11 protein-coding genes are annotated in these 13,128 nt (G+C 67.3%); 3 read left to right on the top strand and 8 right to left on the bottom strand.

The window, feature by feature from the left end; translation table 11 throughout:
- Positions 1–27 precede the first annotated feature (27 nt).
- Complete coding sequence (locus ACFWPK_RS32825) at positions 28–846, bottom strand: exodeoxyribonuclease III (protein ID WP_378922464.1); 819 nt, start codon at positions 844–846, stop codon at positions 28–30.
- A gap of 88 nt (positions 847–934) precedes the next feature.
- Between ACFWPK_RS32825 and ACFWPK_RS32820 the strand changes: the two genes are divergently transcribed.
- The gene (locus tag ACFWPK_RS32820; RefSeq protein ID WP_378922462.1) at positions 935–1,789 is read left to right on the top strand and encodes an alpha/beta fold hydrolase; all 855 of its coding nucleotides are present in this window, start codon (positions 935–937) and stop codon (positions 1,787–1,789) included.
- A 35-nt stretch (positions 1,790–1,824) separates the two neighbouring features.
- Here the strand turns inward: ACFWPK_RS32820 and ACFWPK_RS32815 are convergent, their stop codons facing one another.
- The 4 genes from ACFWPK_RS32815 to glpK (ACFWPK_RS32800) form a co-directional block, all read right to left on the bottom strand.
- Positions 1,825–3,054, bottom strand: a complete 1,230-nt coding sequence (locus ACFWPK_RS32815; protein WP_378922460.1) for an acyl-CoA dehydrogenase family protein — start codon at positions 3,052–3,054, stop codon at positions 1,825–1,827.
- 80 nt (positions 3,055–3,134) lie between these two features.
- Positions 3,135–3,884 (bottom strand): SDR family oxidoreductase, encoded by a 750-nt coding sequence (locus tag ACFWPK_RS32810; protein ID WP_378922458.1) that lies wholly within the window; start codon positions 3,882–3,884, stop codon positions 3,135–3,137.
- Positions 3,885–3,959: 75 nt separating this feature from the next.
- Positions 3,960–5,639 (bottom strand): glycerol-3-phosphate dehydrogenase, encoded by a 1,680-nt coding sequence (gene glpD, locus ACFWPK_RS32805; RefSeq protein WP_378922456.1) that lies wholly within the window; start codon positions 5,637–5,639, stop codon positions 3,960–3,962.
- A gap of 32 nt (positions 5,640–5,671) precedes the next feature.
- Positions 5,672–7,174 (bottom strand): glycerol kinase GlpK, encoded by a 1,503-nt coding sequence (glpK, locus tag ACFWPK_RS32800; protein WP_378922454.1) that lies wholly within the window; start codon positions 7,172–7,174, stop codon positions 5,672–5,674.
- Between the two features lie 133 nt (positions 7,175–7,307).
- Between glpK (ACFWPK_RS32800) and ACFWPK_RS32795 the strand changes: the two genes are divergently transcribed.
- Positions 7,308–8,060: an IclR family transcriptional regulator gene (locus ACFWPK_RS32795; RefSeq protein WP_378922452.1), complete on the top strand. Its 753-nt coding sequence runs from the start codon at positions 7,308–7,310 to the stop codon at positions 8,058–8,060.
- A gap of 43 nt (positions 8,061–8,103) precedes the next feature.
- Entirely contained in the window at positions 8,104–9,606 is a 1,503-nt protein-coding gene (gene glpK, locus ACFWPK_RS32790) for a glycerol kinase GlpK (RefSeq protein WP_378922450.1), read from the top strand.
- Between the two features lie 36 nt (positions 9,607–9,642).
- Here glpK (ACFWPK_RS32790) and ACFWPK_RS32785 read toward each other — a convergent pair whose 3' ends face one another.
- The 3 genes from ACFWPK_RS32785 to ACFWPK_RS32775 all read right to left on the bottom strand — a co-directional run bounded on the left by ACFWPK_RS32785 (position 9,643) and on the right by ACFWPK_RS32775 (position 12,799).
- The gene (locus tag ACFWPK_RS32785; RefSeq protein ID WP_378922448.1) at positions 9,643–10,131 is read right to left on the bottom strand and encodes a hypothetical protein; all 489 of its coding nucleotides are present in this window, start codon (positions 10,129–10,131) and stop codon (positions 9,643–9,645) included.
- Positions 10,132–10,198: 67 nt separating this feature from the next.
- A complete protein-coding gene (locus tag ACFWPK_RS32780) occupies positions 10,199–11,401 on the bottom strand; it encodes an MFS transporter (RefSeq protein ID WP_378922522.1) in 1,203 nt (400 codons plus the stop codon).
- A gap of 180 nt (positions 11,402–11,581) precedes the next feature.
- Complete coding sequence (locus ACFWPK_RS32775; RefSeq protein WP_067447965.1) at positions 11,582–12,799, bottom strand: NADP-dependent isocitrate dehydrogenase; 1,218 nt, start codon at positions 12,797–12,799, stop codon at positions 11,582–11,584.
- Between the last annotated feature and the right edge of the window lie 329 nt (positions 12,800–13,128).

Below are 13,128 nucleotides of genomic sequence, written 5' to 3'. Positions count from 1 at the left end.
GCTGGAGCAACGAAAACTGTTGCGGTGCTACGGAATCTGTCCACCGGAGACGACCAACTCGGGGCGACTACGGGTGAACCCTGGAATCTCACTGAACTCCACCGTGACCGGGGCATGGTCCGACCACCGGAGGTCATACGAAGCGGCACGTTCTACCCGCGCCGCTACCGCGTACGGTGCTATATCCTGAGTTGTGTAAACCGCGTCGATCCGCCATCCGGAGTCGTTATCGAACGCGCGGCCGCGGTAGGACCACCAGCTGTAGGGGCCCGCGACGTCGGGGTGCAGGGCGCGGACCACGTCGACGTAGCCCGCGGCGAGCAGTTCGGCGATCCAGGCGCGTTCCTCCGGCAGGAAGCCTGCCGACTTCTGGTTGCCCTTCCAGTTCTTCAGGTCGACCTCGGCGGGGGCGATATTCCAGTCGCCACTCACCACGAACTCGCCGGTGCGCGACTTCAGGTACGCGCCCAGCTCTGCCATGAACCGGTACTTCTCGTCCTGCTTGGGGGTGTTCTCCTCCCCCGAGTGCACGTAGACGCTGGCCGCGGTGATGTCGTCGAAATCGGCCTCGATATAGCGGCCCGCCTCGGCGAACTCGGTGCTACCGAATCCGATGCGCACGGCATCGGGTGCGCGCCGCGACAGAATCCCCACACCCGCGCGGCCCTTGGATTCGGGCTCGGCATGGGAGAGCACCCACCCCGCGTCGAGTGCGGGGGCCAGCGCCGCCGCGGTCTGCGCGTCGGTCGCTCTGGTCTCCTGTAGGCAGACGATGTCGGCTTCGGTCGCCGCCAACCAGGCCAGCATGCCCTTGGTCGAAGCGGCACGGACCCCGTTTACGTTCACAGTGGAGAGGATTATCGGCACCGTACGACCGTACAATGCAGGCAGGGATGCTCCCCCGGACACCGTCGTCCAGGAAGGGGTGATGACGATGACGTCACGCACCGCCAAGTCCACCGCCCGCCCCACGCCCGTCGCGGCGCTGCATATCGGGTCCGGCGACCCGGTCTTGCTGCTACACGGGTTCCTGCTGTCGCCACACTGCTGGGAGCAGGTCGCGCAGCGGATGTCGGCGCATTGCGAGGTCTACGCGCCCGCGTTCGCCGGGCACTGGGGTGGCCCGAAGGTCGAAGGCTGGGCACTTGATGTGTATGCCCTGGCCGATCAGATCGAGGACCAGCTCGACGAGCTGGGCTGGCATACCTGCCATATCGCGGGCAATTCGCTGGGCGGCTGGGTCGGCCTCGAACTGGCGCGACGCGGCAGGGCACGCACGCTCACCACGATCGCCGCGGCGGGCGGGTGGGCATCGCCTTCGCTGAGTCAGGTCAGGATCGGCCTCAAGTTCGCGTCGATGATCCCCTTCATCGAGATCGGCAAGCGACTCGGCGGTGTGGCGATCAACAACGCGCTCGTGCAACAGGTGGCCGCGATGCTGGTCACCAAGCACACCAGCGCCTTCGCTCGCCGTGACCGGGCGACCTTGCTCACCGCTGTCCTGCACTGCGACGCGATGCTCCCGCTGCTGCTCGGCAGCCTGCGCGCGCCGGGCATGGACGACCTCGACCAGCTGAGTACCCCGGTGCGGATGCTGCTGGCCGAATACGACCGGATCATCCCCAACAGCGTGTACGCCACCCGCTACCTGCGCGACCTTCCCGAGGACGCGGACCGGATCCTGGTGCACGGAGTCGGGCATGTGCCGATGCTCGAGGCGCCGGACCGGATCGCGACGCTCATCGCCGAGCACATCTACGCCAGCCGCGGGCACCTGCGCGCGGTCTGAACACCCGGCCGCGATGGTCGCGGCCGGGCTCACGACTACTTCCCGAGCAGACCCTTGGCGATGTGGGTCACCTGGATCTCGTTGCTGCCCGCGTAGATCATCAGCGACTTCGCGTCCCGGGCCAGCTGCTCGACCCGGTATTCGCTCATGTACCCGTTGCCGCCGAACAGCTGCACCGCCTCCATCGCCACCTCGGTCGCGGCCTCGGAGCAGTACAGCTTCATCGCCGAGGCTTCGGCCAGGCTCGGTGGCTTACCCGCGCGGGCGCGCTCGAGCACGTTGAACACCATGTTCTGCACATTGATTCGCGCCACTTCCATCTTGGCCAGCTTGAGCTGGATCAGCTGGAAGCGACCGATCTCCTGTCCCCACAGCGTGCGGGTGCGCGCGTAATCGACACAGAGCCGGTGACATTCGTCGATCACACCCAACGCCATGAAACCGACGCCGATCCGCTCGGCGGTGAAACTCGCTCTGGCGCTTTCTCTTCCGTCGCCACCCGTGTGTTCCTCGGTCTCGCCGAGCAGCCGATCCTTGCCGAGCCGGACATTGTCGAAGAACAGTTCGCCGGTCGGTGAGGAGTGCAGGCCCATCTTCTTGAACGGTTTGCCCTGGGTGAGGCCCTCCATGCCCGTGTCGAGCACGAACGTGAGCACCTTGCGGTCGCGCCTATCGGTGCCGTCGCGCTCGTCGAGCTTGGCGTAGACGATCATCACGTCGGCGCACGGGCCGTTGGTGATGAAGGTCTTCTGGCCGTTGAGGATGTAGTCCTCGCCGTCGCGTTCGACGCGAGTCTGCATGCCGCCGAACGCGTCCGAGCCGGAGTCGGGTTCGGTGATCGCCCAGGACGCCACCTTGCGCAGGGTGACGATGTCGGCCAGCCAGCGCTGCTTCTGAGCCAGGGTGCCCCGCGACATGATGGTGGTGGCGCCGAGCCCGATGCTCACCCCGAGCGCCGACACCAAACCCATACAGACGCCGGACAATTCGCTGATCAGCACCGCCATCATCGACTGCTGATCACCGAACGGGCTGCCCGGCTTCTTGCCGCCCTCGCTCGGACCCGCCGCTTCCTTGGCGAGCATCTTCGCGACGGCGTCCTCACCCATCGCATCGATCCCGAACTGGCTGAACAGCTTGCGCAGGATCGGGTACGGCAGCATCTCACCGCTGTCGAGGGCGTCGAGGTTCGGCCGGACCTCCTTGTCGATGAACGCCCGCACAGCGTCGCGGATCATCAGATCGGTCTCGGACCATTCGAACACTCTCGTCTCCTGACGCTCGCTCCACCCAAAAACATACATCCGTGCTTGTTTTTGCGCGGCGATTTCGGGCTTCGCCGTGTTCAGATCAGTTTGCGAACCAGAGGCATGGGGAGAATTCGCAGGGCGAGGCCGAACGGCACCCACGGCCAACCGGGGACGTAGGCCTTGACGCGGCGCTTCTCGATCGCGCCCACGATGGCGCGCGTGCCCGTTTCGGTGTCCACCATGAACTTCGGCTGATGCTTGACGCGGTCGTTCATCTCCGAGCGGATGTAGCCGGGGTAGATCACGGAGACATCGACACCCGGAATCGCTTCCGCGCGAAGACCTTCGGCCAATGCCGCGACACCCGCCTTGGTGGCCGCGTAGGTGGTGAGCGTCTTCGGCATGCCGCGCAGGGCCGAGATCGACGAGATCATCACGAGGTGGCCGCGGCCCTGCGCGCGGAAGATCTTCAGCGCGGCCTCGCTCTGGGCAAGGGCGGCAAGGAAATTCACCACCGCGGTCTCGCGGTTGGCCTTGTGATGGCCGGTGCCCAACGGTGCGCCCTTACCGAGGCCCGCGTTCACGATCACGCGGTCGACAGTGCCGAATTCGGCGGCGAACTCGTCGAAGACGGTGAACACCGCGTCGTCGTCGGTGACGTCGAGCTGCTTCACCGAGACGACGCGGTCGGGGTGCGCGGCGAGGATCTCGGCGCGCAACTCGTCGAGCCGCTCGGTGCGGCGCGCGCACACGCCGAGGTCATAGCCCAGCGCGGCGAACTGGCGGGCCATCTCGGCGCCGAGCCCCGAGCTCGCGCCGGTGATCAGGATGGTGCCCCGGCTCACGACAGCGCCGCGGCTGGTCGGGGGGTGATTCGCGATTCCATGTGCACACGCTAACCACCACACGGTCGGCCGAGGTCAGCGGGCCGCGACCAGCCGGGCAGCGTTGGCCGCGACGTCGTCGCCCGCCTCGTTGGCGGCGAGTTCGGCGTGGACCCGGTCGTAGTACCGGTTGATCTCGGTGTTGGTGGTCTCCTCGTTCCAGCCGAGCAGGGGCGCGATCAGGCGGGCGACCTCCGGTGCGGCGGCGAGGCCACGATCGGGGACCTCGATGGAGATGCGGGTGCGACGGGTGAGGATGTCGTCGAGGTGCAGCGCGCCCTCATTGGTGACGGCGTAGACGATCTCGGCGGCGATGTAGTCCGAGGCACCCGGAACCGGTTGGCGCAGTGCTGGTTCGGCGGCAATGAGGTCGAAGAGGTCGGTGGTCAGCGAGCCGTAGCGGCCGAGCAGGTGTTCGACGACGTCGACGGGCAGTCGCTGCGACACCGCAAGTGCCGGCACCTCGGCGAGCATGTCGAAGTAACCTGCCGCGCCGACGATGGGCAGCTGCGCGGTCGACGAGGCCGGAATCTGCCCACCGAGGCGGGCGACGGCGGCGTCGACGACATCGGCGGCCATCACCCGGTAGGTCGTGTACTTGCCACCCGCGATCACGAACAGGCCCGGCGCGGGTTCGGCGACGGCGTGTTCGCGCGAGAGCTTCGCGGTTTCCTTGGTGGCGCCGGTCATCAGCGGGCGGAGACCCGCGTAGGTACCGACGATGTCTGCCCTGGTCAACGGCTCACGCAGCAGCGAGTTGACGTGGTCGAGGATGTATTGCACGTCGGCGGCGGTGGCCGTGGGGTGGTTCTTGTCGAGGGCCCATTCGGTGTCGGTGGTGCCGATGATCCAGTGCTCGGCCCACGGGATCACGAACAGGACCGACTTCTCGGTGCGCATGATCATGCCGGTGTGCAGGTTCAGCCGGTCGCGCGGCACGAGGATGTGCACGCCCTTCGACATCTGGACGTGGAACGGGAAGTCCACGCCGGTCATCTTGATCATGTCGTCGGTCCACACACCGGTCGCGCTGATCACCGCGCGCGCCCGGATGGTGTGCGTCCGGCCGGTTTCCAGGTCTTCCACCCGCGCGCCGACGACCTTCTCGCCGTCACGTTCCAGCCCGATCACCTTGGTTCTGGTCAGCACCGTGGCACCGTTGTCGGCGGCGGTCCTGGCGATCATCATCGTGTGGCGGGCGTCGTCGACCTGCGCGTCGTAGTAGCGGATGGCACCGGTCATCGCGTCGTCACGCAGCGCGGGCGCGAGTTCCAGTGCGCCGGAACGGGTCAGGTGCTTGTGCATCGGCACCGTGCGCGCGCCGCCGAGCGTGTCGTAGAGGGCGATACCGGCACCGATGTAGGCCCGCTCCCACACCCGGTGCTGGAGGGGGAACAGGAACGGCACCGGATGCACCAGGTGCGGCGCGAGCGTGTTCAGCAGCAGCCCACGCTCTTTGAGCGCCTCGCGCACCAGCGCGAAGTCCATCTGCTCCAGGTAGCGAAGGCCACCGTGGATGAGCTTCGACGATCGGCTAGAGGTACCCGCGGCGAAATCGCGTGCCTCGACCAGAGTGACGGACAGCCCGCGCGCGGCGGCGTCGAGCGCGGCACCGGCGCCGGTCACGCCGCCACCGATGACAAGGACATCGACCTCGGCGGTGCCGAGCGTGCCGACAGCCTGCTCACGGTAGGTGGGGTCCAGTTGCACAGACACGATGATCTCCTTCTCGAAAGTATTGTGGTGACTCAGATTTCGGCCCAGTCGAGCGTGCGCTCGACGGCTTTGAGCCAGCGGCGGTAGCCGTGTTCGCGTTGCTCCTGCGACCAGGTCGGGTACCAGCGGACGTCTTCGGACCAGTTGTCGAGCAGTTCGCCGGTGCCGCCCCAGAAGCCGACGGCCAGTCCGGCGGCGTAGGCGGCACCGAGGGCGGTGGTCTCGGCGACGACCGGTCGCGAGACCGGGACGCCGAGCAGGTCGGCTTGGATCTGCATGGCCAGCTGGTTCACGGTGACGCCGCCGTCCACCCGCAGGGTCGCCAGCCGCACACCGGCGTCGCGCTGCATGGCCTCGACCACGTCGCGGGTCTGGTAGGCGATGGATTCCAGGGTGGCCCTGGCCAGGTGGGCGTTGTTGCTGTAGCGCGACAGGCCCACCACCGCGCCGCGGGCATCGGGTCGCCAGTACGGCGCGAACAGGCCGGAGAAGGCGGGCACGAAGTACACGCCGCCGGAATCCTGTACCTGACCGGCGAGGTCTTCGATCTGCGCGGCGCCGGCGATGATGCCCATCTGGTCGCGCAACCACTGCACCGCGGACCCGGTGACCGCGATCGAACCCTCCAGCGCGTAGGCGGGCTTGTCGGCACCGAACTGGTACGCGACGGTGGTGATCAGGCCGTGGTTCGAGCGCACGATCTCCGTGCCGGTGTTGAGCATCAGGAAATTGCCTGTGCCGTAAGTGTTCTTGGCCTCGCCGGGCTGGAAGCACACCTGCCCGACACCCGCGGCCTGCTGGTCGCCGAGTACGCCCGCGATGGGCACCGAACCTTTGAACGGGCCGTCGGGTTTCGTCGTCCCGAACAGCTCCGGGTTCGACGACGGTGCGATGGTCGGCAGCATGGCGCGCGGGATGCCGAAGAGGGCGAGGAGTTCGTCGTCCCAGTCCAGGGTTTCGAGATCCATCAGCATGGTGCGCGAGGCATTGGTGGGGTCGGTGACGTGCACGCCGCCGGTGAGGTTCCAGATCAGCCAGCTGTCGAGGGTGCCGAACAGGGCGTCACCGCGCTCGGCATCGGCGCGCACGCCCGCGATGTTGTCCAGGATCCACTTCAGCTTGCCGCCGGAGAAATACGGCGCGGGCGGTAGGCCCGTCTTCTGGCGGATCAGCGCGCTGTGCCCGGCGGCATCGAGGTCGGCGATGATGCGGTCGGTGCGGGTGTCCTGCCAGACGATGGCGTTGCCATAGGGGCGGCCGGTGCGGCGGTTCCACACGACGGTGGTCTCGCGCTGGTTGGTGACGCCGATGGCGGCGAGGTCGTCGGCCGTGAGGTCGGCGAGCGAGAGGGCGGTCTTGACGACGGTGCGGGTGCGTTCCCAGATCTCGTCCGGATTGTGTTCGACCCAGCCCGGGCGCGGCATGATCTGGGAGTGTTCGAGCTGATGGCGGGCCACCACGGTGCCTTTGTGGTCGAAGACCATGAATCGCGTCGAGGTCGTGCCCTGGTCGATCGCGCCCACGTACCGGTTCATTTTCTCGCCTTCCCGGACCTCGTCGTCGAGTCCGCCGATCGGGCACCTGTGCCCGAAAACCACGCTAGGAACGCGCGGACGCGGGCACCACAAGCACCGTTCGACAATGCTGAACGGTGGTAGGTTCGGGGTCATGCCTGGCCCGATCCAGTCGATCGAACGCGCCGCCGCCGTGCTGCGTCTGCTCGCGCGCGGGTCGGGACCACTGGGCGTCGGCGAGATCGCGACCGCGCTCGACCTGGCCAAACCCACCGCGCACGGCATCCTGCGGACGCTGCTCGGGGTCGGGTTCGTCGGCCAGGACACGCGCACCGGCAAGTACCTGCTCGGCGCCGCGATCGGCGAACTCGGGACCGATCGGCTCGATGTGAACGAGTTGCGTTCCCGGGCGATCCACCGGGCCGACGCACTCGCCTCCCGTTCCGGGGAATCGGTGCGCATCGCGGTGGCGCGCGAAACCGGGGTCACGGTCATCCACCACGTCTTCCGGCCCGACAACAGCGTGCAGGCCTTGGCGGTCGGCGAAATACTTCCAGCCCATGCGACCGCGCTCGGCAAGGTACTGCTGGCCTATGACGCCGCAGCGGAAGCCGTTGCGCTCCAAGGGTTCACCCGGCGGACGATCACCGAGCGCGACGGGCTCGACCGTGCGATCGCCGAGGTTCGGCGGCGGGGTTGGGCGGACGAAGTCGAGGAGCACCGCTCGGGCGAAGCGGGGATCGCCGCGCCCGTTCGGGCCAGAGGTGGGCTCGTCGTCGCGGCCATCGGCATCACCGGGCCGACAGACCGGCTGTGCGACAACCGCTTACAGGTGCGGCCGGCCGCGATCGAGCAGGTGCGCGCCGCCGCGCTCGCCGTGCACCGTGACCTGACGGCAGCACGATGAGCCCCACCACCGCGGTATCGGCCGACAACGAGAGCAGACGACGATGACCCAACGTTTCGTGCTCGCCATCGATCAGGGCACCACCTCGAGCCGGTGCATCGTCTTCGATCAGCACGCCCGGCTGGCCGGAATGGCGCAGCGGACACATCGGCAGCACTACCCCAGGTCGGGGTGGGTGGAGCAGGATGCGCTCGAGATCTGGCGGACGGTCGAGCGGATCGTGCCCGCGGCGCTGCGCGATGCCGGGATCACCGTCGACCAGGTGGCCGCGATCGGCATCGCCAATCAGCGCGAGACCACTGTGGTGTGGGATCGGCACACCGGGCTGCCGGTGCGGCTGGCCATCGTCTGGCAGGACGTGCGCACCGAAGAGCTGGTCGATCGGATGAAGGAGTTGCCCGGCGCACAACGCATTCCCGAGTTGAGCGGGCTTCCGTTGGCCACGTACTTCGCCGCACCCCGCCTGCGCTGGCTGCTCGACAATGTCGATGGTCTGCGTGCCAGAGCCGAAGGCGGCGACGTTCTCTTCGGCACCATGGAATCCTGGCTCATCTGGAACCTGACCGGCGGCGCCGAGCACGTCACCGACGTCACCAACGCGGGCCGCACCCTGCTGATGAACCTCGCCACCCGTCAGTGGGACGCGGAACTGTTGCGGTTCTTCGATATTCCGCCCGCCATGCTCCCCCGCATCGAACCGTCGACCGGCGATTTCGGTACCGCCTGTGCCGTCGTTCCCGGCGTGCGGATCGGTGCCGCCCTCGGCGACCAGCACGCGGCCCTTTTCGGCCAAACCTGCTTCGCCCCAGGGGAAACCGAATGCACATACGGCACCGGCGGCTTCCTCATGATGAACACCGGCACCGAACTGATCCGCTCCGAACACGGCCTGCTCACCACCATCGGCTACCAGGTCGGACCGGAACCGGTCTACGCGCTGGAAGGCCCGATCGCGGTCACCGGATCCCTGGTCCAATGGCTGCGCGACATCGTGGGCCTGATCGCCACCGCCCCCGAAATCGAGACTCTCGCAAGCACAGTCGACGACAACGGCGGCTGCTACCTCGTCCCCGCCTTCTCCGGCCTCTACGCCCCCCACTGGCGCAGCGACGCCAGGGGCTTGCTGATCGGCCTGACCTCCTATGTCACCAAAGGCCACCTGGCCCGCGCCGTCTTGGAGGCCACCGCCTGGCAAACCCGCGATGTGGTCGAAGCCATGAATGCCGACGCGGGCCTACACGCGAAATCCCTGCGAGTAGCAGGCGGCATGGCCTCCAACAACCTGCTCATGCAGATAATCGCCGACGTCCTCGACACTCCGGTCATGCGCCCCCTCGTCACCGAAACGGTCTCCCTCGGCGCCGCCTACGCAGCGGGCCTAGCCGTCGGCTACTGGCCGGATCTCCAAGGCCTACGCCGCAATTGGCGAGTCGCCGCCCAATGGACCCCGACCCCGGACCGCCGGATCCGCGACGAAGAATACGAACGCTGGCAACGAGCCGTCCAACTCAGCGTCGGCTGGGCCAAGCCCGCCGCGGCCTACTAGATCCGTCGACGAAGCGGCCCACTCCGACGCTCGGAGTCAGTCGAAGAGTTCGTCGGTACGGGTCGCGGTAACGGCCTGCTTCAACCACATGTCGAGCCGGCCGAGATCGGTGCATTCGGCGAGCTGCGTCCGTTGCGCGGCAGACAACTCGAGCCCGCGTGCAGTGAGCACGGTGAGCACGGCGTGCGCGGCAGTCTTGGCGACCTCCGCGCGCCCCTCTGCGAGCCCCTCCTCGCGCCCCTTCGCCATGTACTTGGTAGCGATGCGGCCGCGGTATTGGGGCGTGCTCTCCATCAGTTCCTCCAGGCGTCGGCTTGCGGCGGCGGTCAATGCGTCGTCGACCAGATCAAGATACATTTTCGCATGTTCGTCGTCGGTTTTCATCAGCCCGGCCAGGAAGGCCGCAAGGACTTCCTCCATGTGGGGGCCTGCACCGTGGGCGATCGCCGACAGCGTTGCCCGCTCGGGGCACCGCCTGGCCTCATCTGGGTCGGTCACGACGGGGAAGCGGTCGGGGCCCAGCACCAGCGGTTGGATGACCGATCCGGCATGCGGGGCACCGTATGTCGAGGTGAGGAACGGGACCAATCAGTTACGGCGTGTTGTGCGCGGAGCGGCGTTGCAGGAACACCGTCAGGGTGAACAGGAGGACACCGGCTACGGCGAGGATCGCGCCGACCATGGCCGGGGCGGTGTAGCCGAGGCCCGCGGCGATGACGAGGCCGCCGAGCCAGGCGCCCGCGGCGTTGGCCATGTTCAAGGCGGCGTGGTTGAGGGCGGCGGCGAGAGTTTGGGCGTCGGCGGCCACGTCCATGAGGCGGGTTTGGAGGCCGGGGGCCAGGGCCGCGCCGGAGGCGCCGACGAGGAAGGCGCCGATCGCGGCGGTGATGGGGTTGTGGGCAGCCAGGACGAAGCCGGCGAGGATGACCACCATCGCGATCATGGCGACGAAGATCGAGCGGTCGACGCCGCGGTCGGCGAGGATGCCGCCGCCGATATTGCCCACGATCATGCCGAGGCCGAACAGGGCGAGCACGATCGGCACCGCGCCGATGGGCATGCCGGCGACGTCGGTCATGGTGGTGGCGATGTAGGTGTAGACGGCGAACATGCCGCCGAAGCCGATCGCGCCGACGGCCAGGGTGAGCAGCACCTGCGTGCGTCGCAGCGCACCGAGTTCGGTCATCGGGTTGGTGATCTTCATGCTGGTCAGGGCTGGGACGTAGCGCCATAGCGCGGCCACCGTGGACACGCCGATCACCGCGACGACCACGTAGGCGTCACGCCAGCCGAGGTGCTGGCCGAGCCAGGTCGCGCCGGGCACCCCGATCACATTCGCGACGCTGAGCCCGAGCATGACCGCGGCCACCGCCTTGGCCCGCTGGCCGACGGGCGCGAGCGTGGCTGCCGCCAGCGAAGCGACACCGAAGTACGCCCCGTGCGGCAGGCCGGACACGAAGCGGGCCAGCACGAGCGTGCCGAAAGTCGGTGCGAGGACCGTGGCGATATTGCCGATGGTGAACGCGATCATCAAGGCGATGAGCAGTTTCTTGCGCGACACCCTGGCACACAACGCGGCGATCAGCGGCGCGCCGACCACCACACCCAGCGCGTACGCCGACACCGCATGCCCGGCCGACGGCTCGGAGATATCGAAGGCCCGCGCGATATCGGGCAGCAACCCCATGGTCACGAACTCGGTGGTCCCGATCCCGAATCCACCCAGCGCCAACGCGAGCATCGCCGGGACATGCCAGCTGGTGCGTGGCACGTCGACGCGATCGGGGGCTGCAATGGAAGAAGTCACGCTTCCATGCAACGGGCACGGGTACCCGTTCGCTACCCGAGAAGAGCGTGAGTTAGCCCACCGCGGGGAACAACCGCCGGGTACGGACGCAAAAGCGCTCGCATCGGATTCGATGCGAGCGCTTCTTACAGCCGTGCGGTTTCGCGGTTCAGCGCGAAAGGCAGCACATCACTTCAGAGCGCGAGCCAGGTTGACGTCCAGCGCGCCGAGGAATTCCTCGGTGCTCAGGTAACCCTGGTCGCCGCCGACGAGCGCGGCGAGGTCCTTCGTCATCTGACCGCCCTCGACGGTCTTGATGACCACGTCCTCGAGCGCCTGCGCGAAGCCGATCACCTCGGGGGTGTTGTCCAGCTTGCCGCGGTGTTCGAGGCCACGGGTCCAGGCGAAGATCGACGCGATCGGGTTGGTCGAGGTCGGCTTGCCCTGCTGGTGCTGGCGGTAGTGCCGGGTGACCGTGCCGTGCGCGGCCTCGGCCTCACAGGTCTTGCCGTCCGGGGTGAGCAGCACCGAGGTCATCAGGCCGAGCGAGCCGAAGCCCTGGGCCACGGTGTCGGACTGCACGTCGCCGTCGTAGTTCTTGCAGGCCCAGACGTAGCCGCCCTCCCATTTCATGGAGGAGGCGACCATGTCGTCGATCAGGCGGTGCTCGTAGGTGAGGCCCGCCGCGTCGAACTCGGCCTTGAACTCGGCGTCGAAGACTTCCTGGAAGGTGTCCTTGAACATGCCGTCGTAGGCCTTGAGGATGGTGTTCTTCGTGGAGAGGTACACCGGGTAGTTCTGCTGCAGGCCGTAGTTGAACGAGGCCCGCGCGAAGTCCTCGATGGACTTCTTGAAGTTGTACATACCCATGACGACGCCGCCGTCTTCGGGCATCTTCACGACCTCGTGGATGATCGGCTCGCTGCCGTCCTCCGGCGTGAAAGTGAGCGTGACGGTGCCGGCCTCGTAGACCTTGAAGTCGGTGGCGCGGTACTGGTCGCCGAAGGCGTGACGGCCGATGATGATCGGCTTGGTCCAGCCGGGCACCAGACGGGGCACATTGGAGATGATGATCGGCGCGCGGAAGATGGTGCCACCCAGAATGTTTCGGATGGTGCCGTTGGGCGAGCGCCACATCTTCTTGAGGCCGAACTCTTTCACCCGCGCTTCGTCAGGGGTGATGGTGGCGCATTTCACGCCGACGCCGTACTTCTTGATTGCATTGGCCGCGTCGACGGTGACCTGGTCGTCTGTCTTGTCGCGGTACTCGATGCCGAGGTCGTAGTACTCGAGGTTCACGTCGAGATAGGGATGGATCAGCTTGTCCTTGATGAACTGCCAGATGATCCGGGTCATCTCGTCGCCGTCGAGTTCTACAACGGTGCCTTCAACCTTGATCTTGGACATGGATCTTCGTGTCCTCCTCGGTGGGTGCCCTTATTGCACGGCTAGGCGAACACGCTTGTGAGCGGACCCCAGCAGTTCCAACAGACAACGTATATGCCCCGCGTTGTCTGCGGGACGTGTGGTGCAAACAAGACGAGCGTACTGCTGTCCCCCACCTCACCGCGATGGGAGGCCCCACTGTGCGGGACTCCTCGAAGCTACGCCGCCTCGACCGCGCGTCGGCACCCGATCGGGCCTTGACCGGCTACTGAGCAGTAACACGGCCGGGGGGGGGCCCCCCACCGCGGCCGCCGGGGCCGCGCCGCCGGGCCCACCCCGCGCGGCCCGGG

Source organism: Nocardia sp. NPDC058519, assembly GCF_042719755.1.
Taxonomy (GTDB): Bacteria; Actinomycetota; Actinomycetes; order Mycobacteriales; family Mycobacteriaceae; genus Nocardia.
This window is presented reverse-complemented; position numbering and strand designations above follow the sequence as displayed.